The organism is Streptomyces sp. NPDC059524 (assembly GCF_042749255.1).
GTDB lineage: Bacteria > Actinomycetota > Actinomycetes > Streptomycetales > Streptomycetaceae > Streptomyces > Streptomyces xanthii.
Genome location: NZ_JBHYTK010000021.1, coordinates 1 through 20,263, shown reverse-complemented (window position 1 = coordinate 20,263; position 20,263 = coordinate 1). Strand labels below are relative to the sequence as shown.

Annotated in this window: 17 protein-coding genes; 12 read left to right on the top strand and 5 right to left on the bottom strand. The window is 72.7% G+C overall.

Features of this window, described 5'->3' with window-relative positions; translation table 11 throughout:
* The first annotated feature begins 98 nt into the window (after nt 1–98).
* Together ACFW9D_RS09000 and ACFW9D_RS08995 are read left to right on the top strand one after the other, a co-directional pair.
* Nucleotides 99–413, top strand: a complete 315-nt coding sequence (locus tag ACFW9D_RS09000; protein WP_384619503.1) for a DUF1990 family protein — start codon at nt 99–101, stop codon at nt 411–413.
* Nucleotides 414–615: 202 nt separating this feature from the next.
* Nucleotides 616–3,213, top strand: a complete 2,598-nt coding sequence (locus ACFW9D_RS08995; RefSeq protein ID WP_384619500.1) for an MXAN_6230/SCO0854 family RING domain-containing protein — start codon at nt 616–618, stop codon at nt 3,211–3,213.
* 666 nt (nt 3,214–3,879) lie between these two features.
* Here ACFW9D_RS08995 and ACFW9D_RS08990 read toward each other — a convergent pair.
* Nucleotides 3,880–4,935, bottom strand: a complete 1,056-nt coding sequence (locus tag ACFW9D_RS08990) for an aldo/keto reductase (RefSeq protein WP_384619498.1) — start codon at nt 4,933–4,935, stop codon at nt 3,880–3,882.
* A 155-nt stretch (nt 4,936–5,090) separates the two neighbouring features.
* Here ACFW9D_RS08990 and ACFW9D_RS08985 point away from each other — a divergent pair, with 155 nt between their 5' ends.
* The 3 genes from ACFW9D_RS08985 to ACFW9D_RS08975 all read left to right on the top strand — a co-directional run bounded on the left by ACFW9D_RS08985 (nt 5,091) and on the right by ACFW9D_RS08975 (nt 7,879).
* Nucleotides 5,091–5,942: a helix-turn-helix transcriptional regulator gene (locus ACFW9D_RS08985; RefSeq protein ID WP_384619496.1), complete on the top strand. Its 852-nt coding sequence runs from the start codon at nt 5,091–5,093 to the stop codon at nt 5,940–5,942.
* A 153-nt stretch (nt 5,943–6,095) separates the two neighbouring features.
* On the top strand, nt 6,096–7,301 hold the full coding sequence (locus ACFW9D_RS08980) for a spermidine/putrescine ABC transporter substrate-binding protein (RefSeq protein ID WP_384619493.1): 1,206 nt from the start codon (nt 6,096–6,098) through the stop codon (nt 7,299–7,301).
* A gap of 32 nt (nt 7,302–7,333) precedes the next feature.
* Nucleotides 7,334–7,879, top strand: coding sequence for an HXXEE domain-containing protein (locus tag ACFW9D_RS08975; RefSeq protein WP_384619492.1), 546 nt, complete (start codon nt 7,334–7,336; stop codon nt 7,877–7,879).
* Nucleotides 7,880–8,076: 197 nt separating this feature from the next.
* On the opposite strand, the gene ACFW9D_RS08970 is transcribed toward ACFW9D_RS08975, so the two are convergent.
* Together ACFW9D_RS08970 and ACFW9D_RS08965 are read right to left on the bottom strand one after the other, a co-directional pair.
* Entirely contained in the window at nt 8,077–8,751 is a 675-nt protein-coding gene (locus tag ACFW9D_RS08970) for a glycerophosphodiester phosphodiesterase (RefSeq protein ID WP_384619490.1), read from the bottom strand.
* Between the two features lie 98 nt (nt 8,752–8,849).
* A complete protein-coding gene (locus tag ACFW9D_RS08965) occupies nt 8,850–9,914 on the bottom strand; it encodes an adenosine deaminase (protein WP_384619568.1) in 1,065 nt (354 codons plus the stop codon).
* Between the two features lie 191 nt (nt 9,915–10,105).
* Between ACFW9D_RS08965 and ACFW9D_RS08960 the strand changes: the two genes are divergently transcribed.
* The gene (locus ACFW9D_RS08960) at nt 10,106–10,750 is read left to right on the top strand and encodes a DUF4190 domain-containing protein (RefSeq protein ID WP_384619487.1); all 645 of its coding nucleotides are present in this window, start codon (nt 10,106–10,108) and stop codon (nt 10,748–10,750) included.
* A gap of 73 nt (nt 10,751–10,823) precedes the next feature.
* Here ACFW9D_RS08960 and ACFW9D_RS08955 read toward each other — a convergent pair whose 3' ends face one another.
* Nucleotides 10,824–11,402, bottom strand: coding sequence for an NADAR family protein (locus tag ACFW9D_RS08955; RefSeq protein WP_384619485.1), 579 nt, complete (start codon nt 11,400–11,402; stop codon nt 10,824–10,826).
* A 217-nt stretch (nt 11,403–11,619) separates the two neighbouring features.
* On the opposite strand from ACFW9D_RS08955, the gene ACFW9D_RS08950 reads away from it, so the two are divergent.
* The 6 genes from ACFW9D_RS08950 to ACFW9D_RS08925 are packed head-to-tail and all read left to right on the top strand — an operon-like array spanning nt 11,620 to nt 18,879.
* A complete protein-coding gene (locus tag ACFW9D_RS08950; protein WP_188336579.1) occupies nt 11,620–13,179 on the top strand; it encodes a gamma-aminobutyraldehyde dehydrogenase in 1,560 nt (519 codons plus the stop codon).
* A 50-nt stretch (nt 13,180–13,229) separates the two neighbouring features.
* Nucleotides 13,230–14,483 (top strand): PotD/PotF family extracellular solute-binding protein, encoded by a 1,254-nt coding sequence (locus ACFW9D_RS08945; RefSeq protein ID WP_188336578.1) that lies wholly within the window; start codon nt 13,230–13,232, stop codon nt 14,481–14,483.
* 55 nt (nt 14,484–14,538) lie between these two features.
* Nucleotides 14,539–15,696 (top strand): ABC transporter ATP-binding protein, encoded by a 1,158-nt coding sequence (locus ACFW9D_RS08940; RefSeq protein ID WP_188336577.1) that lies wholly within the window; start codon nt 14,539–14,541, stop codon nt 15,694–15,696.
* Nucleotides 15,693–16,625 carry an ABC transporter permease gene (locus tag ACFW9D_RS08935; RefSeq protein ID WP_188336576.1) on the top strand — a complete coding sequence of 311 codons (933 nt, stop codon included), beginning with the start codon at nt 15,693–15,695 and terminating at the stop codon, nt 16,623–16,625. Before ACFW9D_RS08940 ends, ACFW9D_RS08935 begins: the two co-directional genes overlap by 4 nt.
* Nucleotides 16,625–17,413, top strand: coding sequence for an ABC transporter permease (locus ACFW9D_RS08930; RefSeq protein WP_188336575.1), 789 nt, complete (start codon nt 16,625–16,627; stop codon nt 17,411–17,413). Before ACFW9D_RS08935 ends, ACFW9D_RS08930 begins: the two co-directional genes overlap by 1 nt.
* A gap of 38 nt (nt 17,414–17,451) precedes the next feature.
* Nucleotides 17,452–18,879 (top strand): FAD-binding oxidoreductase, encoded by a 1,428-nt coding sequence (locus ACFW9D_RS08925; protein ID WP_188336574.1) that lies wholly within the window; start codon nt 17,452–17,454, stop codon nt 18,877–18,879.
* A 16-nt stretch (nt 18,880–18,895) separates the two neighbouring features.
* On the opposite strand, the gene ACFW9D_RS08920 is transcribed toward ACFW9D_RS08925, so the two are convergent.
* Nucleotides 18,896–19,264, bottom strand: coding sequence for a DUF4440 domain-containing protein (locus ACFW9D_RS08920; RefSeq protein ID WP_384619480.1), 369 nt, complete (start codon nt 19,262–19,264; stop codon nt 18,896–18,898).
* Nucleotides 19,265–20,263 lie beyond the last annotated feature (999 nt).

Sequence of the window (20,263 nt, the reverse complement as noted above, 5' to 3'; positions counted from 1 at the left end):
GGACAAGGCCGAGGCCGCCAACCGGGGCCGCCCCGGGCGGGGGGGGGGCGGCGCCCCCGGTTCTCGCATGGCGCGCCCAGCGCGGCGCCGGACTGAGCGTGACCCCCGGCGACGACGTCCGCGAGGGCGCCGACGTCGTCCTGCGCTTCCTGCTCCTGCGGATCCCGTGCCGGGTGGTACGGGTCGTGCGCGAGCCCGACCGGATCGGCTTCGCCTACGGGACCCTCGCCGGGCATCCCGAGTGCGGCGAGGAGGCGTTCCTCGTGACCCGGGAACCGGACGGCTCCGTGTGGTTCCGCATCCGGGCCTTCTCCCGGCCCGGCCGCTGGTACACCCGCCTCGCCGGGCCCCTCGCGCGCGTCGTGCAACTCGCGGTGACGCGGCGCTACTTGCGGGCTCTCCTGCCTGCTTAGGCGGCCGGGCGGCCTTTTCCGGCCCCGGGAAATCCGGGTGCGGCGCCCGCTCGGTGCCACGTAGCGTGAGTCGCGCGGGGGCGGCTCCGCGGTGCGCTTCCTTCTCCCTTTCTTCTGCGAAAAGACCGTAGTGCGCCCACTTCCCGCCCCCGCCTTCTTCTTGACGCACACGTCTCACTGAGGCGACGGGGGTGGACGGCGCATGGTCCAGGACGACATCGAGGCGCTGCTGCTGCGCCGCGCGCAGCGGGTGTACGTGACCCCGGGGCCCGGCGCGAGCGCGACCGTGGCCGCCGGAGTCCTCGTGCTCGAAGCCGAACTCGCCGCGCTCGGACACCTGTTGACCGCGCCGCTGCGCAAGGCCCTCGGCACGCTCGACGAGGACGGGCTCGCCCGCGCCGGGACCCGGCTGCTCGCCGCCGTCGCCGCGCTGACCGGCGCGGACCGGCACCACGCGCCGCTGTTCGCCCGCTTCCCGCAGGACGTTCCCTACCAGCGGGCCGGACGCCTGTACGCGGCGCACGTCCTCACCGCGCTCGCCGCCCAGCCGCACCAGCCCTGCATGGCCTGCGGCCGGCCCGGCGACCCCGTCCGCGCCGTCGCGCCCTGCGCCCACCTCGTGTGCGAGAAGTGCCTGGGCGGCTTCGACTTCGGCTGCTGCGAGCTGTGCGACACCTGGTACGCCTGCCCCGTCTGCGAGACCCGGTACGAGACCGACGGGCCCACTCGGCCCTGGCTGGACGTGCCCGCCCCCGACGGCGACCGCGCCGTGCTGCGCACCCTCGTCCTCGGCACCTCCCCCGACGCGGACGCGACCGCCGAACTCACCGCCCTGCTCGCCCACCGCACCCCGCTGAACCCGCGGGACCACGACGACCTCGTCCTCCTCCTCGGCTCCCTCGACCCCGCGGACCTCACCGCCCTGCCCGCCGACATCCCCGTACGCGAGTCCAAGGCGCTGCTGCTCGCGCGGCTCGCCGAGCACGAGCCCGCCGCCCTGGCGCGGTACGCGGACACCGCGACCGACGTGCTGCGGCTGCTCGTCGTGCGCTCGGGCGGCGACCCGGACCTGCTGGAGACCGTGCGGCTGCGCAACGTCCCGCGGCCCCTGCGGCGCCAACTGCTCGGCATCCTCGACGGGTTGGACCTCGAACGGCTCGTCGAGGACATGCGGCGGCGGCCCGGCGCGTTCAAGCGGGTCGGCGAACTGCTGCACCCCTTCGAGCACGCCCGCCGCTTCCCGCGCGCCGCGCTCGCCTTCGCCGTCCTGCGCGGCCACCGCGTGCAGGACGAGGGCCCGTTGCAGGACGTGCTGCTCTCCCGCGCCGCCCGGCAGGGCGCCGAGGTCAAGCTCGTCGGCGACCGCCTGCGCACTGTCGGCACGGCGGCCCGCGTCGAGAGCGCCCTCGCGTACTGGGACGTCGAGCGCGCCACCGAACTGCTGCGCGCCCGCCCCGGTGAACTGCTGCGCCGGCTCGACGCGTTGCTCTCCCGGGCCGTCGTCGACGGGATGCCCGAGCGGGTCACCGACGCCCTCGCCGCAGCGCTGCCCGGCGCCGGCGTCGGACCGCTGCTCGGCGCCTGGGGCAAGCTCGCGGTGCGGGCCGTGCCCGGACACCGCCGCGTCTTCTTCCCGCGCGGCCGCGTCACCAAGGCGTACGCGATCGACGACACGCGCCCGCCGCTGCCCCGCCGCGACGTCGAGCGGGCCGCCGAAGCCATCGAGGCCGAGGCGGTGCGCCGCATGGACGTGCCCGGCGACCGGTACGACGTCGCCGTGCTCGACGCCCGCCTCGCCGACCTGCCCGTGCCCTACGCCGAGCGCGCCTCGGCCGCCTCCCTCGTCGCCGTGCCGCGCGGCAGCGCCCTCAAAGTGCCCGCGCCGGGGGACGGCAAGGCGCTGCGCCTGTTCCTGCACTGGATGCAGGAGCGCGGCCGGCGCGTCGACCTCGACCTCTCCGTCGCCTTCTACGACGACCAGTGGCGCTTCGTCGGCCTGTGCGACTACACCAGCCTGGAGTGGGGCGGCGAGGCCGCGCTGCACTCGGGCGACCTCACGTCCGCGCCCGCGCCGCACGGGGCCACCGAGTACGTCGACCTCGACCTGGGCCGGCTGCGCGGGGTGGGTGTGCGCTACGCGATGCCGGTCGTCTTCTCCTACAACGACGTGCCGTTCGAGGAACTGCCCGACGCCTTCGCCGGGTTCATGGGCGTCGAGCGCGGGGCGCGCGGGCGGTTCGACGCGCGGGCCGTGCGGCAGCGCTTCGACCTCGCCGGGGACGCGAAGGCGCTCGTGCCGATGATCGTCGACCTGCGCACCCTGCGTGCCTGGTGGGCGGACACCACGCTGCCGACCGGCGAGGGGAACCACGGCGTGTGGCGGCACCGGGAGGCCCTGCGCCGGCTCGGCCGCGACCTGCTCGACGCGTTCCAGGCCGGCGACCGGGCCACACTCTGGGACCTCGCCTGCTGGGCGGCCGCCGCGCGCACCGACGGCGACGTCGTCGTACGGGACGGGTCGGGGCTCGCGCGGATCTACCGCCGGGAGCCGGACGAACCCCGCGCCTGGTTCGCGCTGCGGGTGCGCGAGGGGTGGGAGCCGGACCTGGTGAGCGCGGTGCCCGAGCTCGCGGAGCGCCGGGTCTTCGCCGCGCTGGAGCACGGGGACGTCCCCGACGCCACCGACGGCACCCTGTACCGCCTGTTCCCCGGCGCGGCCGACGCGGCCGGCCTGGAGCGGGTGACGGCCGGGGACCTGGTGGGGTGGCTGGAGCCGGGACCGGGGCGCACGCGAGACTGAGCCTCGCCGGCACCGGCCCCGTCCCAGGGGGCGGAGCACAGCACGGCGAGAGGGCCTCACCCTCGTGGCGGGGGCCCGGGCCGTGAGGGGTCTCTCCTCCCGTGGGTGGGGCGCCGGGCAGCGAGAGGGCCCCGCCTCCTGTGGGCGGAGCGCTGCATGGCGAGAGGGCTCTGCTCCTGGGGTGGAGTGGCGGGCACCGAGACGCTCCCGCCTCTTGCGGGTGGAGCGCTGCACAACGAGAGGGCCCAGCCCCCCATGGGGTGCCGGGCAGTGAGACGGCCCCGCCCCCTGGAGGGAGTGCCGGGCTGTGAGACGGCTCCATCTCCTGTGGGTGGAGCGCTGCACGGCGAGACGGTCTTGCCTCCCGCGGGCGGAGCCCCGCACGACGGCGCGGCTGCACGGCCCCACAGTGAGACGGCCCCGCCCACTGGAGGGAGTGCCGGCCAGCGAGATGGCCCGCCTCTCGTGGGTGGAGCGCCGCACAGCGAGAGGGCTCCGCCCCCGTGGGCGGAGTGCCGGACGGTGAGACGGCCGCGCCCTGGGCGGAGCGCCGCACAGCGAGACGGCCTCGCCCCCCCCGTGGGCGGAGCCACGCACAACGGCACGGCCCCACAGAGACACGGCTCACAGTGAGACGGCCCCGCCCAGGGGCAGGGCCGTTCTGGGTCAGGAGAGGTGGGTCAGGTCCTCCGGGGTCAGCCGCAGGGTTGCCGCCTGGGCCCAGTCGCGTACCTGCTCGGGGCCTCGCGCCCCCGCGATCGCGCCGGTCACCCCGCGTCGGGCCAGTGCCCAGGCGATCGCCGCCGAGCCGACCGGGACGCCGTGGCCTTCGGCGACCGTGCGCAGACGGTCCACGATCGCGAGGTTGCGGTCCAGGTCGCGGGTGAAGTCCGGGTGGGTGCGGCGCCAGTCGCCCGCGTCGAGCCGCGCAGCCCGCTCCCGGGTGAACGTCCCGGACAGCAGACCGGAGTGCAGCGGCTGGTACACGATCACGCCGGTGCCGTGGTCCGCGGCCCAGTCGATCTCCGGCTCGGCGGAGCGGTTGATCAGGGAGAGCGGCGGCTGGACCGCGTCGACCGGGGCGACGGCCGAGGCGGCGGCGAGCTGCGCCGGATCGTGGTTGGACAGGCCGATCGCGCGGACCTTGCCCTCCTTCTTGAGCTCGGCCATCGTCTGCCAGTACTCCTCCAGCGGCGTGACCCGCACCTCGTCCGCGGCGCCCGAGCCGTCGCCGTCCCAGTCGAGCGAGGCGCCCGTGTCCGGCCAGTGCACCTGGTACAGGTCGATCGCCTCGACGCCGAGCCGGCGCAGCGAGTCCTCGACCTCGCGGCGCACGCTGTCCGCCCGCATGATGCGCCGGGGCGCGGCGGCCGGGTTCTCGGGGTCCCAGACGAGCCCCACCTTCGTGAAGACGAACGGCCGCTCGCTCTGCGGGAGTTGGGCGATCGCCTTGCCGACGACCTCCTCGGAGTGGCCGAGGCCGTAGACCGCGGCGGTGTCGATCCAGTTCACCCCCGCCTCGACGGCGGCGTGCACCGTGGCGATCGAACGGGCGTCGTCCTGCCCGCCCCAGGAGAAGCGCCAGCCCTCGCCGCCGAAGGCCCAGCTGCCGAGGCCGATGGGGGAGAGGCGCATGCCGGTGCTGCCGAGCTCGCGGTGAGCCGCCGAGGTGGCGGGAGCGGTGGTGGTGGGGGCGGTGGTCGTGGTGAGCGGGGAGTTCATGGGGTCCGTCCTCAAGGTCTCAGGGTCCGACGGCGTGGTCGCCGTGCCGACGAGGAAGACTCTGCGGCCCGGACACCACCCCCTGACAGGCACACCCGTGAGGGGGGAAAGAGTTGACCACCCACGCGGCGGCGCGAGCGGTGATACTCGTCGCCATGGACCTCACCGTCGAACGCCGGACCGAACTGAGCCAGTTCCTGCGCACCCGCAGGGCCCGCCTGCGCCCCGCGGACGTCGGCCTCGTCTCGTACGGGCAGCGGCGCGTCCCGGGTCTGCGCCGCGAGGAGCTCGCCCAGCTCGCGGGCGTCAGCGTCGAGTACTACGTACGCCTGGAACAGGGGCGCAACCCGCATGTGTCGGACAATGTCCTGGAGTCCGTCGGCCGCGCCCTGCGGCTGGACCCCGCCGAGCAGGAGCACCTGCGCAATCTCGCCCGGCCCGACCGTGCCCGGCCCGCAGCCCGCGCGGCCGCCGCCCCGCGCCCCGAGCCCGTACGCCCCGGACTGCGGCGCCTCCTCGACGCGCAGCCGGGGCCCGCCTACCTGTGCGGGCCGCTGACCGAGGTCGTCGCCTGGAACGCGCAGGCCGCCGCCGTCTTCGGCGACTTCTCGCAGCTCCCCGAGGAACAGCGCACGTTCGCCCACCTCGTCTTCCTCGACGAGGCGTACCGCTCCCTCCTCGCCGGCAGCCTGCGCGCCAAGGCGGAGGCGACGGTCGGCTTCCTGCGGGTGAGCGTGGGCCGGTACCCGGACGACCCCGCCCTCGCCTCCCTCCTCGGCACGCTCGCCATGAAGAGCGAGGAGTTCGGCACCCTGTGGGCCCGGCAGGACGTCCACGAGAAGGGAGCCGGGCGGTACGCGCTGCGGCACCCCGTCGTCGGGCCGCTCGACCTCGACTTCGAGATCCTGCACCTGCCCGACAACGGACAGGTCCTGGTCAGCTATCTGCCGGCGCCCGGCACGGACGCCGCCGAGAACCTCGGACTGCTCGCCAGCTGGACCGGCTGAGCACACCGGGCGCTCCCCGCCACAGGGGCGAGGCGCCGCTCACGGAATCGACAGGGTGCCGCCCGGGAGATCGACAAGGTGTCGCCCGCCGGGGTGCCCGCCCGGACGCAGCGTCCATTGAGCCGGGGTGTGTGCCCGCTGCATGCTTCGTGGGTGCGAGCCAACCACAACACCCCCCGCCTCGACCGCCGTTCCCTGCTGCGCGCCCTGGGCGGTGGTGCCGCCGCCGCGGCCGTCGGCGCCCTGGCCTCCGGCTGCGGGGTGCCCGCCGCCTACGTCGCGCCCGGCGACCGCGCCGCCGACCACGACCGCTCCGCCGACGACAAGCGGCTCACCTGGGCGAACTGGCCGCTCTACATCGACGTCGACGACGACGACCCGGCGAAGCGGCCGACGCTGGACGCGTTCGAGCGGCGGACCGGCATCCAGGTCCGGTACACCGAGGAGATCAACGACAACGACGAGTTCTTCGGCAAGATCAGCCCGTCCCTCATGAACCACCAGAGCACCGGACGCGACCTCATCGTCATCTCCGACTGGATGTGCTCCCGGTTCGTCCGGCTGGGCTGGGTGCAGGAGATGGACCGCTCGCGCCAGCCCAACGTCACCAAGTACCTCGACCCGCTGCTGCGCGACCCGGCCTTCGACCCCGGCCGCAGGTCGACGGTGCCGTGGCAGTCCGGCATCACCGGCATCGCGTACAACAAGCGCCGCCTCGGCCGCGAGATCCGGCACGTCTCCGACCTCTGGGCCCCCGACCTCAAGGGCCGCGTCACCCTGCTGTCCGGCCTCGACGAGTCCTTCGCGCTCCTCATGCAGGGCAACGGCGTCGACATCACCCGATGGACCGCCGACGACTTCCACCGCACCTGCGACCAGGTCGAGAAGCTCGTCGCGTCGAAGCACATCCGCCGCTTCACCGGCAACGACTACATCAAGGACCTCTCCAGCGGCGACGTCCTCGCCTGCCAGGCCTACAGCGGCGACGTCATCCAGCTCCAGGCCGACGACCCGGACATCGAGTTCGTCGTCCCCGAGGAGGGCGCCGAACTCTGGGCGGAGTCCCTGATGATCCCCAACCTCGCCGAGCACAAGGCCACCGCCGAACGACTCGTCGACTACTACTACGAACCCGAGGTCGCCGCCGAACTCGCCGCCTGGGTCAACTACGTGTGCCCCGTGCCGGCGGCCCAGCACGTCCTGGCCTCCTCGAAGGACAAGGAGACCGCCGAACTCGCCGAGGACCCGCTGATCTTCCCGGACGACCGGATGCGGTCGCGTCTCGCGATCGCCCGGGACATCAAGTCCACGGAGCGCACGGAGTTCGCGAAGCGGTGGAACGCGATCGCCGGGTTGTGAGGCCGTCGGCGGCCCCAAGTACCCTTCCTCGTATGGGGAATTCATCGAACGATGAAAAGGTGTCCGCCGCTGTCACCCTGGGGCTCTTCGCCGCCTGGGCCCTGCACGACACCGAGGAGCTCGTCGCCGGGCCGCGGTGGGTGCGGGAGAACGTGCCCGTGCTGCGGGAGCGGTGGCCCGGGGTGCCGGACGGGGTGTGGCGGGCGGTGGAGGGCGTCGACGAGCGGGAGTTCGGGGTCGCCGTCGGGGTCATGGCGGGGATCGTGGGGGCGGGGGCCGTCGCGGGGTGGGCCAGCGGCGGACGGAGCGCCGTCTATCAGGCGATGCTCAACGGGTTCGGGCTGCACGGGCTCGTGCACCTGGGGCAGGCGCTCGCCGTGCGGGGGTACACGCCGGGGGTCGCCACCTCGCCGACGCTCGTCGTGCCGTTCGCCGTGTGGGCGCGGGGGCGGTTGAAGCGGGCGGGTGTGCTGCGCGCGGGCCGGGGGCGGGATGTCGTCGCCGGGCTCGCGTGGGCCGGGGCGGCGACGGTGGTGTCGCACGGGGTGGCCCGGCGGGTCGTCAGAGCCCGGGGCTGACCGTTCGTCGCCGGGTGCGGGTCTCGTCGTGGCCGGTCGCGCAGTTCCCCGCGCCCCTGAAATGCAGACCCTTCGGGTCGCATTTCCCCGATGAGGCGCGGCCTCATCAGGGGCGCGGGGCCGTGACATCAGCGGCTGCGCCGCGGGGCGCGACCAGCCCCCACCGGCCCGCACCCGGCGACGAACCGGGTCCGGCCTCAGCGGAGGTCGGCCAGGACGTCGACGCGGTTCGTCGTGATGGAGTCGACGCCCGCGGCCAGTAGCTTCCGCATCGAGCGCCGCGTGTCCGGCGTCCACGCCGACACCAGCAGCCCGTCGTGGTGGACGCGGGCCACGAGGTCGCGGGTCAGCAGCGAGAAGCGGTAGTTGAGCCAGTGCGGGCGGACCGCCTCGACGAGCGCCGGGCGGGGCGGGGCCAGCGTCGTCCAGGTCAGGGCGATCTCGGCGGACGGATCGGCGGCCCGCACCTTGAGCATGGTCTCGGCGCCGGCGCAGTAGTAGACGCGTTCGGCGGCGCCGCACTCGCCGATCAGGCCCACGATCGCCCGGACGGCCCGCGTGTCCGCGCCGGGCAGGTCGATCATGAGGCGGGCGTCACCGGTCGCGGCCAGCGCCTCGGCGAGGGTGGGGACGCCGCCCTCCGTGAGGCCCCGCACCTCGTCGCAGGAGAGGGCGGACAGGGGGCGGTCGTGCTTCCAGAGCCGTTCGAGCGTGGCGTCGTGCAGCAGGACCGGGACGCCGTCGCGGGTCAGCCGGACGTCGACCTCCACCACGTCCGCCCCCCGCTCCAGCGCCGAGCGCAGGGACGGGAGGGTGTTCTCACGGACGCGGTAGGGGTCGCCTCGATGGGCGACGGCAGTCACGGTGCGCATGGGCACCATTGTGGTGCCCGGTGACCGCCGCGCCCTGTCGTGCCGGGCCCGCGCGCCTCAGACCTGCGCGTCGGACCTGCGCGCGTCAGGCGCCCGGGTCAGGCGTCCGCGAGCCAGGTCCGCGTGTACGCGTCGATCTCCGCGGCGATCCGCGTCTTGCCGGCGTCGTCGAGGAAGGAGGCGCGGACCGCGTTCTTCGCCAGGTCGGCCAGGCCCTGCTCGTCGAGCCCGAGCAGCCGCGCCGCGACCGCGTACTCCGTGTTCAGGTCCGTCGAGAACATCGGCGGGTCGTCCGAGTTGATCGTCACCGTGACGCCCGCGTCCACGAACGCCTTCAGCGGGTGCTCCTCCAGGGTGCGTACGGCGCGCGTCGCGATGTTCGACGTCGGGCACACCTCCAGCGGGATGCCGTGCTCGGCGAGGTGCGCGAGGAGCTTCGGGTCCTGCGCCGAGGACGTGCCGTGCCCGATGCGCTCGGCCCGCAGGTCGCGCAGCGCGTCCCAGACCGTCTCGGGCCCGGTCGTCTCGCCGGCGTGCGGCACCGAGCGCAGCCCGGCCGCGATCGCCCGGTCGAAGTACGGCTTGAACTGCGGCCGCGGCACCCCGACCTCGGGGCCGCCGAGCCCGAACGACACCAGGCCCTCGGGGCGCAGCTTGTCGTCCGTCGCCAGCCGCGCCGTCTCCTCGGCGGAGACCAGGCCGGCCTCGCCGGGAATGTCGAAGCACCAGCGCAGCACCGTGCCGAACTCCGCCTCGGCCGCCTTGCGGGCGTCCTCGATGGCGTCCATGAAGGCCTTCTCGTCGATGCCGCGCCGGGTCGACGAGTAGGGGGTGATGGTCAGCTCCGCGTAGCGCACGTTCTGCCGCGCCATGTCGCGCGCGACCTCGTACGTGAGCAGCCGGACGTCCTCAGGGGTGCGGATCAGGTCGACGACCGACAGATAGACGTCGATGAAGTGCGCGAAGTCCGTGAACGTGAAGAAGTCGGCCAGCGCCTCGGGGTCGGTCGGCACCTTCGAGTCGGGGTGCCGGGCCGCGAGCGCGGAGACGATCCTGGGGGAGGCGGAGCCCACATGATGGACGTGCAGTTCTGCTTTGGGCAGTCCGGCGATGAAGGTCTGCAGGCGCTGGCTCACGGATTCCTCCCCAGGAACTCGGGTGATCGGCTGATCGGGGTCCCCGGCATCGTATGCGGGCGGCGCGGGCGCGGGTCGGCCGGAGCGCGCCAGGGCGGTCCGCGGGGGCCCGGGTCCTGTCCGGAGTGCCCCCGTCCGTGCCCCGGTGCCCGGCACGTAGCATGGCCGGACGGCGGCACCGAGCACGACGTACGTACGCAACGAAGGGGGCGCGTCCCATGGCAGGCGGCACCACACCGCAGGGAAGCGACCCCTGGGCGAAGCCGCAGGACGCGGTCCCGGCACCGGCCCCGCAGAGCCCGGCCGGCGGGCGCGGCATCCACGACAGCCAGACGGTGACGGCCATGCCCGCCGCGAGCGGCACCCCGCACCCGCCGTCACCGCAGGCCCCGTCCCCGTACGCGACACCCGCCCCGCAGCATCCGCAGTACCCGCAGCAGGGCGCCGTGCCGCCCCCGCCGGTGTCGCCCGCGGGCCCGGGCCTGCCCTCCGCGGCCTACGGCCACCCGGCGCCCGGCCCGCAGCACGCCCCGTACGGCTACCCGGCGCAGCAGCCCGTGGGGGCCTATCCACAGGCCCCCTACGGCTGGGCCGGCGGGATGCCGGTGCAGCCGAGCAACGGGCTCGGCGTCACGAGCATGGTCACCGGCATCGTCTCCGCGGTGCTGTGCCTGTTCTGGCCCGTCTCGATCATCACCGGGATCCTCGGCATCGTCTTCGGCTTCATCGGCCGGAGCAAGGCGCGCCGCGGCGAGGCCACGAACGGCGGGCAGGCGCTCGCGGGCATCATCTGCGGCGCCTTCGGCCTGCTCGTGGGCGTCGGCGTCATCACCCTGCTCGTGATCCTGGACCAGACGCGCTGACCCGTCGGGTTGATCCCCGACCAGACGCGCTGACCCTTCGGGTCACCGGGAGGCCGGGCGCCGCCCGGTGAGGTCAGGACGCCGCGGCCAGCTCCCGCCGCGCCGCCATCAGCGCGAACCCCAGCAGGTTCGGCCCGCGCCAGCGCTCCGGGTCCTCGGCCGCCGGGTCGTCCGCCGCGAGGCCGATGCCCCAGACACGGTCCACGGGGCTGGCCTCCACCAGGACCCGCTCACCGGTGCGCACCAGGAAGTCGCGCAGCGCCGGGTCCGAGCCGAACTTGTGCAGGCTGCCCGCGAGGACGATCCCGAAGCGCTCGCGCTCCCAGACCTCCTCGTCGAAGCCCTTCACCAGGCGACCCGCCTTCTTCGCCTGCGCAGGGTGAGCGGCCTCGACGGCTCTGCGCTCCGCCTCCGGATCCCCGAACAGCCGGGCCTTGCCGGCCATCATCCAGTGCTCCGCCGTCGCGTACTCCACGCCGTCGACCGTGAACGGCGACGGCCACCACTGACTCAGGCAGCTCGCGCCCAGACTGCCGTCCGGCCGCGGGGTGTGCCCCCAGAAATGCAGCCACTTCACGCGCGTCCCCGCCGCCAGGGCGCTGACCAGTGATTCCCTGCTGTCGATCATGCTCGCGGCCCCCGTTTCGTTCATGCACGCGAGTCTGACACGCACCACTGACACACCGTCCTGGGTTTTCCAGGTGCACTCGACACCTGGTCGACAGATTCCGTCGCGTAACCAAAAGGCAACAACGGAATCACTTGTTGAGGTGTCGACCCTCTGTCAGGATCGGCACTCAAATCGAGCTGGAGCCACGCAGGGGCCCGTGGGAACGGGTGCCCGGCGAGGAAAGCGAGAGCGAGCACTCATGCACAACCCCACCTCGGCCAACCTCCCCGACCGCCCGTCGGCCAAGTCCGTGGCGGCCGCCGCGCAGGAACGCTTCGCCGAAGGAGCGAACTTCGTCGGCGGACGGCTGACCCAGGGCACCTCCGGCCGCACCCACGCGGTCGTCGACCCCGCCACCGGCACCGACGTCTTCACGTACGAGCTGGCCGGTACGGACGACGTGGACGCCGCCGTCGCCGCCGCCCGCGACGCCTTCCCCGGCTGGGCCGGCGCCACCCCGGGCGAGCGGTCCGACGCGATGCACGCCTTCGCCGGGGCCCTCGCCGAGCGCGCCGAGGAGTTCGCCCGCCTGGAGTCGCTGCAGTGCGGCAAGCCCCTCAAGCTCAGCCGCGAGTTCGACGTGCCCGGCACCGTCGACAACACCGCGTTCTTCGCGGGCGCCGCCCGCCACCTCCAGGGCCAGTCCGCCGGCGAGTACAGCGGCGACCACACCTCGTACGTACGGCGCGAGCCGATCGGTGTCGTCGGCTCCATCGCCCCCTGGAACTACCCGCTCCAGATGGCCGCCTGGAAGGTGCTGCCCGCCATCGCCGCGGGGAACACGATCGTCCTCAAGCCCGCCGAGCTGACCCCGCTCACCTCGCTGCTCTTCGCGCAGACCGCGACCGAGGCCGGCATCCCCGAGGGCGTCGTCAACGTGATCACCGGCGCCGGCCGGGACGCCGGCGAGCACCTCGTCGGGCACCCGGACGTCGCCATGACCTCTTTCACCGGCTCCACCGGGGTCGGCAAGCGCGTCGCCGAGATCGCCACCGCCACCGTCAAGCGCCTCCACCTGGAGCTCGGCGGCAAGGCGCCCTTCGTGGTGTTCGACGACGCCGACCTGGACGCCGCCGTGCACGGAGCCGTCGCGGGTGCCCTCATCAACACCGGCCAGGACTGCACCGCCGCCACGCGCGCGTACGTGCAGCGCCCCCTCTACGAGGCCTTCGTCGCCGGCGTCGCCGACGTGATGGCGAGCGTCCGGCTCGGCGACCCGTTCGCCGACGGCACCGACCTCGGCCCGCTCATCTCGCACGCCCAGCGCGACCGCGTCGCCGGATTCGTCGACCGTGCCCGCTCCTACGCGCGCGTGGTGACCGGCGGCGAGGCCCCCGGCGGCGCCCTCGCGGACGGCGCCTACTACCGGCCCACCCTCGTGGCCGACGCGGCACAGGACAGCGAGATCGTCCAGTCCGAGATCTTCGGCCCCGTCCTGGTCGTGCTGCCCTTCGACTCCGACGAGGAGGGCATCCGGCTCGCCAACGACACCCCCTACGGGCTCGCCGCCTCCGCCTGGTCCACGAACGTGTACCGCGCGAACCGCGCCACGCGCGAGATCAAGGCGGGCTGCGTGTGGGTCAACGACCACATCCCGATCCTCAGCGAGATGCCGCACGGCGGCTACAAGGCGTCCGGCTTCGGCAAGGACATGTCTGCCTACTCCTTCGAGGAGTACACGCAGATCAAGCACGTCATGTTCGACAACACCGCGGTCGTCAGGAAGGACTGGCACCGCACGATCTTCGGGGACCGATAGCAGCCCGGCCGCCCGACCCGCGGCCACCATCCCGAAAGGGCACCACGCGCATGGAGCAGTACGAGCCCGACCGCCTTTCCCCGGCCCAACTGGCCGCCATGCGGCGCAGCTTCAGGAACGGCAGGGCCGCCATGACCCGCCGTTCGCTGCTGCGCGCCTCCGCGGGCGGCGCCTTCGCCGTCGGCGGCCTCGGGGCGCTCACCGGCTGCGGCATTCCCGCCGCGAGCAAGTCCCAGGGCGCCACCACGTCCGAGGACCACTCGGCCAAGGAGAAGGTCATCAACTTCTCCAACTGGACCGAGTACATCGACATGAGCGACGACGAGAAGCACCGCCCGTCGCTGGAGGCGTTCACCAAACGCACCGGGATCCAGGTCAAGTACACCGAGGACATCAACGACAACGTCGAGTTCTTCGGCAAGATCAAGCCGCAGCTCGCGGCCGGCCAGGACACCGGCCGCGACCTGATCGTCCTCACCGACTGGATCGCCTCCCGGCTCGTGCGCTACGGCTGGGTGCAGAAGCTCGACCCGTCCAACCTGCCGCACGCGTACACCAACCTGGCGCCCCAGTTCCGCAACCCCGACTGGGACCCCGGGCACGCCTACTCGTACCCCTGGCAGGGCGTCTCCACCGTCATCGCCTACAACACGAAGGCGACCGGCGGCAAGGACATCACCTCGGTCACCGAGCTGCTCGAGGACCCCAAGCTCAAGGGCAAGGTCGGCCTGCTGTCCGAGATGCGCGACAGCGTCGGCATGACCCTGCTCGACATGGGCAAGGACCCCCGCGACTTCAAGGCCGACGACTTCGACGCGGCGATCGCCCGCCTCCAGAAGGCCGTCGACCGCGGGCAGGTGCGCCGCTTCACCGGCAACGACTACATCGCCGACCTCAGCAAGGGCGACCTCGCGGCCTGTCTGGCCTGGGCCGGTGACGTCGTGCAGCTCCAGGCGGACAACCCGCACGTCAAGTTCGCCATCCCGGACGCCGGTTACATCACCGCGACCGACAGCATGCTGATCCCCAACAAGGCGCGGCACAAGACGAACGCCGAGCGGCTCATCGACTACTACTACGAGCCGGCCGTCGGCGCGCAGCTCGCCGCGTGGATCAACTACGTGAGCCCGCTGGACACCAGCATCGTCCGGCCCGAGCTCGCCAAGATCGACAAGGACGTCGCGAACGACCCGCTGATCGTTCCCGACAAGGCCATGCAGTCCAAGGGACACGGCTTCCGCTCCCTGACGGCCAAGGAAGAGACCGCGTTCGAGGAGAAGTTCGCCCAGCTCACCGGCGGCTGAACCGGCCCTCCGCCACCCGCCCCGCCCCCGTCCCCGACGAATCCTTGGACTCACCATGACGACCGACCACGGCGGCGACGTCCGTCTCACCGGGATCAGCAAGACGTACGACAACGGCTTCACCGCCGTCCGTCCGCTCGACCTCACCGTGCCCCAGGGCTCCTTCTTCGCCCTCCTCGGCGCCTCCGGCTGCGGCAAGACCACCACCCTGCGCATGATCGCGGGCCTGGAGGAGCCGACCACCGGCACCGTCCTCCTCGGCGACCAGGACGTCACCTCGCTGCCGCCCTACAAGCGGCCCGTGAACACCGTCTTCCAGTCGTACGCGCTCTTCCCGCACCTCGACATCTTCGAGAACATCGCCTTCGGCCTGCGCCGGCGCGGCATCAAGTCGGTCAAGAAGCAGGTCGACGAGATGCTCGACCTGGTCCAGCTCGGCGAGCACGCCCGCAAGAAGCCGCACCAGCTCTCCGGCGGCCAGCAGCAGCGCGTCGCGGTCGCCCGCGCGCTCATCAACCACCCCAAGGTGCTGCTCCTCGACGAGCCCCTCGGCGCCCTCGACCTCAAGCTGCGCCGCCAGATGCAGCTGGAGCTCAAGCGCATCCAGACCGAGGTCGGCATCACCTTCATCCACGTCACGCACGACCAGGAGGAGGCCATGACCATGGCCGACACCGTCGCCGTGATGAACGCGGGCGTCGTCGAACAGCTCGGTGCCCCCACCGACCTGTACGAGAACCCGCGCTCCACCTTCGTCGCGAACTTCCTCGGCACCTCGAACTTCATCGAGGCCGAGATCGCCGGCCGGGCGGGCGACGAGCTCACCCTGCGCGCGGGCGACGGCAAGCTCTCGCTGCCGGCCGAGCGCTGCAGCGCGGACACCGGAGCGGGCGGCAAGGTCCTCGTCGGCGTACGCCCCGAGAAGATCTCCCTCACCCACGCCGACGACGCGGGCACGATCCCCGAGGACCGCAACCGCATCACCGGCACCATCGCCGACAGCAGCTTCATCGGCGTCTCCACGCAGTACGTCATCGACACCCCGCTCAGCGACTCGTTCGAGGTCTACGCCCAGAACATCGAGCGCGACGGCCGCCTCACGCCCGGAGCCGAGGTCGTCCTGCACTGGAACCCCGCGCACACGTTCGGCCTCGACGCGGACCAGGACGCCGAAGCGGGCGTGGAGAAGGTCTCGGAGGACACGGCCGCATGAGCACTGTCACCGAAGCGCCGCCACTGGCGCCCGCCCCGGCGGAGGAACCGCCCCGCAAGATCCGCAAGCGCGGCCGCCTCGTCCCGTACTGGCTGCTGCTGCCCGGCATCCTCTGGCTGATCGTCTTCTTCGCCCTGCCGATGGTCTACCAGGCCTCCACCTCGGTGCAGCAGGGCTCCCTCGAGGACGGCTTCAAGGTCACCTGGCACTTCGCCACGTACTGGGACGCGCTCGCCGACTACTACCCGCAGTTCCTGCGCTCCGTCCTGTACGCCGGCTGCGCCACGATCCTGTGCCTGCTGCTCGGCTACCCGCTCGCCTACCTCATCGCCTTCCGCGCGGGCCGCTGGCGCAACGTCGTCCTGGTCCTGGTGATCGCCCCGTTCTTCACCAGCTTCCTGATCCGCACGCTCGCCTGGAAGACGATCCTCGCGGACGGCGGACCGGTCGTCGGCGCGCTCAACACCCTGCACGTCCTCGACGTGACGACCTGGCTCGGGATGACCGAGGGCGACCGCGTCCTCGCCACCCCGCTCGCCGTGGTCTGCGGCCTCACCTACAACTTCCTGCCGTTCATGATCCTGCCGCTCTACACCTCCCTGGAGCGGATCGACGGCCGGCTGCACGAGGCCGCGGGCGACCTCTACGCCTCGCCCGCCACCACCTTCCGCAAGGTGACCTTCCCGCTGTCGATGCCCGGCGTCGTCTCCGGCACCCTGCTCACCTTCATCCCGGCCGCCGGCGACTACGTGAACGCGGACCTCCTCGGCTCCACGGACACCCGCATGGTCGGCAACGTCATCCAGACGCAGTTCCTGCGCATCCTCGACTATCCGACCGCGGCGGCCCTCTCCTTCATCCTCATGGCGGCCATTCTCGTGATGGTCACCTTCTACATCCGGCGGGCCGGAACGGAGGACCTCGTCTGATGCGCTGGCTGCGGAAGAACCTCGTGGTGATCGCGGGTCTGATCACCCTCGCCTATCTCCTCCTGCCGAACGTCGTCGTCACGGCCTTCTCCTTCAACAAACCGAAGGGCCGCTTCAACTACGAGTGGCAGGAATTCTCGCTCGACGCCTGGAAGAACCCCTGCGGCGTCGCCGACATGTGCGGCTCGCTCTCGCTCAGCCTCCAGATCGCCCTGTGGGCCACGATCGGCGCGACCGTGCTCGGCACGATGATCGCCTTCGCGCTCGTCCGCTACCGCTTCCGGGCGCGCGGCGCGATCAACTCGCTGATCTTCCTGCCCATGGCGATGCCCGAGGTCGTCATGGCGGCCTCGCTGCTCACCCTGTTCCTCAACATGGGCGCCCAGCTGGGCTTCTGGACCATTCTGATCGCCCACATCATGTTCTGCCTCAGCTTCGTGGTGACCGCCGTCAAGGCGCGCGTCATGTCGATGGACCCCCGACTGGAACAGGCCGCGCAGGACCTCTACGCCGGCCCCGTCCAGACCTTCCTCCGCGTCACCCTGCCGATCGCGGCACCGGGCATCGCGGCGGGCGCGCTGCTCGCCTTCGCGCTCTCCTTCGACGACTTCATCATCACGAACTTCAACGCGGGATCCACGGTCACCTTCCCCATGTTCGTGTGGGGCTCGGCGCAGCGCGGCACACCCGTTCAGATCAATGTCATCGGTACGGCCATGTTCCTGGTCGCCGTACTGTGCGTCCTTGTCGGCATGTTCGCCGGCAAGCGAAAGAACAAGGTCGCCTGAGTTCCAGGGGACTGCTCATTCCTGAGGGAGTTGGAATCATGGCCGCTGGCGCCATGAATCGTCAGAACCGCTGGACCGCCGCCCTCGCGGACGCCCAGCCCGTCGCGTACTGGCTGGACGACCCGGGGCGCCCCGCGGCGCTGCCGGCGCTGACCGGTGACGAGCGGTGCGACCTGCTCGTCGTCGGCGGAGGCTACAGCGGCCTGTGGACCGCGCTCCTCGCCAAGGAGCGCGACCCCGGCCGGGACGTCGTCCTCGTCGAGGGCCGCGAGATCGGCTGGGCCGCCTCCGGGCGCAACGGCGGCTTCTGCGCCGCCTCCCTCACCCACGGCACGGCCAACGGGCTCGCCCGCTGGCCCGACGAGATCCACAAGCTGGAGGAGCTGGGCGCCGCCAACCTCGACGCCATCGAGGCGGCGGTCGCCCGCTACTCCATCGACTGCGACTTCGAACGCACCGGCGAACTCGACGTGGCGACCCAGCCGCACCAGGTCGCCGAACTGCGCGAGTTCCACACCGAACTCCAGGAGGCCGGTCTCGCCGACGGCCTCGAGATGCTCGACGCCGACCAGACCCGCGAGCAGGTCGACTCGCCGACCTTCCTCGGCGCGCTGCACGACCGGCGCGGCGTCGCCATGCTCCACCCCGCCAAACTGGCCTGGGGCCTCAAGCAGGCCTGCCTCGACCTCGGCGTACGGATCTACGAGAACACGCCCGCGACCCAGCTGGCCTCCAACGGGGCGGGCCTCGCCGTCCGCACCCCGTACGGCCGGATCTTCGCCCGGCACGCCGCCCTCGGCACCAACGTCTTCCCGTCCCTGGTCAAGCGCGTCCGCTCGTACACCGTCCCGGTCTACGACTACGCGCTGATGACCGAGCCGCTCAGCGCGGAGCAGCTCGACTCCATCGGCTGGAAGAACCGCCAGGGCCTCGGCGACAGCGCCAACCAGTTCCACTACTTCCGGCTCTCCGCCGACAACCGGATCCTGTGGGGCGGCTACGACGCGATCTACCCGTACGGCGGGAAGGTGCGCGCCGAGCACGACCACCGGCCCGAGACCTACGCCAAGCTCGCGGACCACTTCTTCACCTGCTTCCCGCAGCTGGAGGGCCTGCGCTTCTCCCACGCGTGGGGCGGCGCGATCGACACCTGCTCGCGGTTCTCCGCGTTCTTCGGCACGGCCCACGGAGGGCGGGTCTCCTACGCCGCCGGGTACACCGGGCTCGGCGTCGGCGCCACCCGCTTCGGCGCGGACGTCATGCTCGACCTTCTCGCGGGCGAGCGCACCGAGCGCACCGAACTCGAGATGGTCCGCAAGAAGCCGCTCCCGTTCCCGCCCGAGCCGTTCGCCTACACCGGCATCGCGCTCACCAAGTGGTCGCTGGCCCGCGCCGACGACAACGGCGGCCGGCGCAACCTGTGGCTGAAGGCGATGGACTCCGTCGGCCTCGGCTTCGACAGCTGACGCCTCCCTTTTCTGCCTACTCCTTCGTAGGCGTCCCCTGATGGAAGTACAGCCGCCACCCGGCCTCCGGGTGGCGGCGCCACACCGAGCTGCGCCGCACGCGGCGGTCCCCTTCGTCCGTCCGGTACGTCAGATGCACGAGCCCCGGCGCGAGCAGGACGCCCGCCATCTCCGTGACCTCCACCGGGTGTTCGGGCTCGACGGGCGTCGAGCCCATCAGCTCCCGCATCGACTCCACGTCCCAACGCCGCCCGGACGCACCGAACTCGAAGAACTCCGGGTCGAGGAGCGCCCCCGACTGCGCGTCGTCCCGGCGCACCGCCGGTTCGAGCAGGCGCAGTTCGCCGTCGATCGCCGCCTGGATCTGCTGCTGGTCGTCCGTCATGGCCGCACTGTAACGGGCGGCCCCGGGACCAGGTCCGCGGCGTGAACGGAACGCGTCGCAGCAACGGGGAGGATCCGGCATAACGGACTCGGCGAACGGGCCGGCGGTCGAACGGCTCGCCTGGTCTTCCGGCCGGCGTCGGGCCGCTGTGCCTGGATCGAGCGGTACGCAGGCCGGGCTCGGTCCGCCCAACGGCCCTGCCTGTCCTCCCAATCACGCTGGTCGGCGCCTGCCGCCCAGCCTTGGCCGGAGCGGCACACGGCCCCGGCCCAGTCCCCCCATAGGTCCGGGCCCTCCTCCCACCCACCCACCCCCTCCGGGGGGCGTCGCCCGGCACGGGGCTCGGGACGGGGCTGGACCAAGGCTGGGCGGCGCTGATTTCGGCGCCGGGGCGGATGTGCCCCGTAAGGGGCGCGGGGAACTGCGCGACCAGCCCCGACGGCGCGGTCGTCGGCGATGATGCCTGGCTTCTACGGCGGGGCGCCGTAACCGGTCGACCGGATCACGCACCTGTGCCGGCTCAGGCGGGAGACGGCCCGAGGCGGGGCGGTCGGATGACCGCCAGAGTCTGGAGTCATGCTCCGATGCCGCGGCGGTTGGGGCGTTTGCTCGGGGTTGGGCGCGAGGTGACTGGGACGCGTAGCGCTGCCGAGGCGGGGGCCCAGCGCGAGGCCGCGCTGGGCTGGACCAGACGGGCTGGAGTGCTGTCCCGACGCCGGGGCGGTTCGAGTGCTTGCTCGGGGCTGGGCGCGAGGCGATTGAAACGCGCACCCCGGCTGGGGTGTTGCCTGAGGCAGGGTGCAGGGCCGACGGCCCCCGGAGGGGGCGGGCGGGTGGGAGAAGGGGGAGGGCCAAAGGTGAGGCTGGGCCGGGCCCAAAGTGAAAGGCCGGGCCGGGAGCGCGGGCGGCGGCGTTCGGCGCCCAGCGCGGCGGCCCCCGGGGCCCGGGGGGCGGCGGGGGCGGGGGGTCGGCGGGGGGGGGCGCCCCCGGGGGGAGCCC

Excerpts from the sequence above, each read along its gene's own strand:
- ACFW9D_RS08995 (WP_384619500.1), top strand. The coding sequence starts at position 616 with ATGGTCCAGGACGACATCGAGGCGCTGCTGCTGCGCCGCGCGCAGCGG.
- ACFW9D_RS08960 (WP_384619487.1), top strand. The coding sequence starts at position 10,106 with ATGGCAGGCGGCACCACACCGCAGGGAAGCGACCCCTGGGCGAAGCCG.
- ACFW9D_RS08950 (WP_188336579.1), top strand. The coding sequence starts at position 11,620 with ATGCACAACCCCACCTCGGCCAACCTCCCCGACCGCCCGTCGGCCAAG.
- ACFW9D_RS08935 (WP_188336576.1), top strand. The coding sequence starts at position 15,693 with ATGAGCACTGTCACCGAAGCGCCGCCACTGGCGCCCGCCCCGGCGGAG.
- ACFW9D_RS08920 (WP_384619480.1), bottom strand. The coding sequence starts at position 19,264 with ATGACGGACGACCAGCAGCAGATCCAGGCGGCGATCGACGGCGAACTG.
- ACFW9D_RS08955 (WP_384619485.1), bottom strand. The coding sequence starts at position 11,402 with ATGAACGAAACGGGGGCCGCGAGCATGATCGACAGCAGGGAATCACTG.
- ACFW9D_RS08945 (WP_188336578.1), top strand. The coding sequence starts at position 13,230 with ATGGAGCAGTACGAGCCCGACCGCCTTTCCCCGGCCCAACTGGCCGCC.
- ACFW9D_RS08990 (WP_384619498.1), bottom strand. The coding sequence starts at position 4,935 with ATGAACTCCCCGCTCACCACGACCACCGCCCCCACCACCACCGCTCCC.
- ACFW9D_RS08970 (WP_384619490.1), bottom strand. The coding sequence starts at position 8,751 with ATGCGCACCGTGACTGCCGTCGCCCATCGAGGCGACCCCTACCGCGTC.
- ACFW9D_RS08985 (WP_384619496.1), top strand. The coding sequence starts at position 5,091 with ATGGACCTCACCGTCGAACGCCGGACCGAACTGAGCCAGTTCCTGCGC.
- ACFW9D_RS08930 (WP_188336575.1), top strand. The coding sequence starts at position 16,625 with ATGCGCTGGCTGCGGAAGAACCTCGTGGTGATCGCGGGTCTGATCACC.
- ACFW9D_RS08975 (WP_384619492.1), top strand. The coding sequence starts at position 7,334 with ATGGGGAATTCATCGAACGATGAAAAGGTGTCCGCCGCTGTCACCCTG.
- ACFW9D_RS08925 (WP_188336574.1), top strand. The coding sequence starts at position 17,452 with ATGGCCGCTGGCGCCATGAATCGTCAGAACCGCTGGACCGCCGCCCTC.
- ACFW9D_RS08940 (WP_188336577.1), top strand. The coding sequence starts at position 14,539 with ATGACGACCGACCACGGCGGCGACGTCCGTCTCACCGGGATCAGCAAG.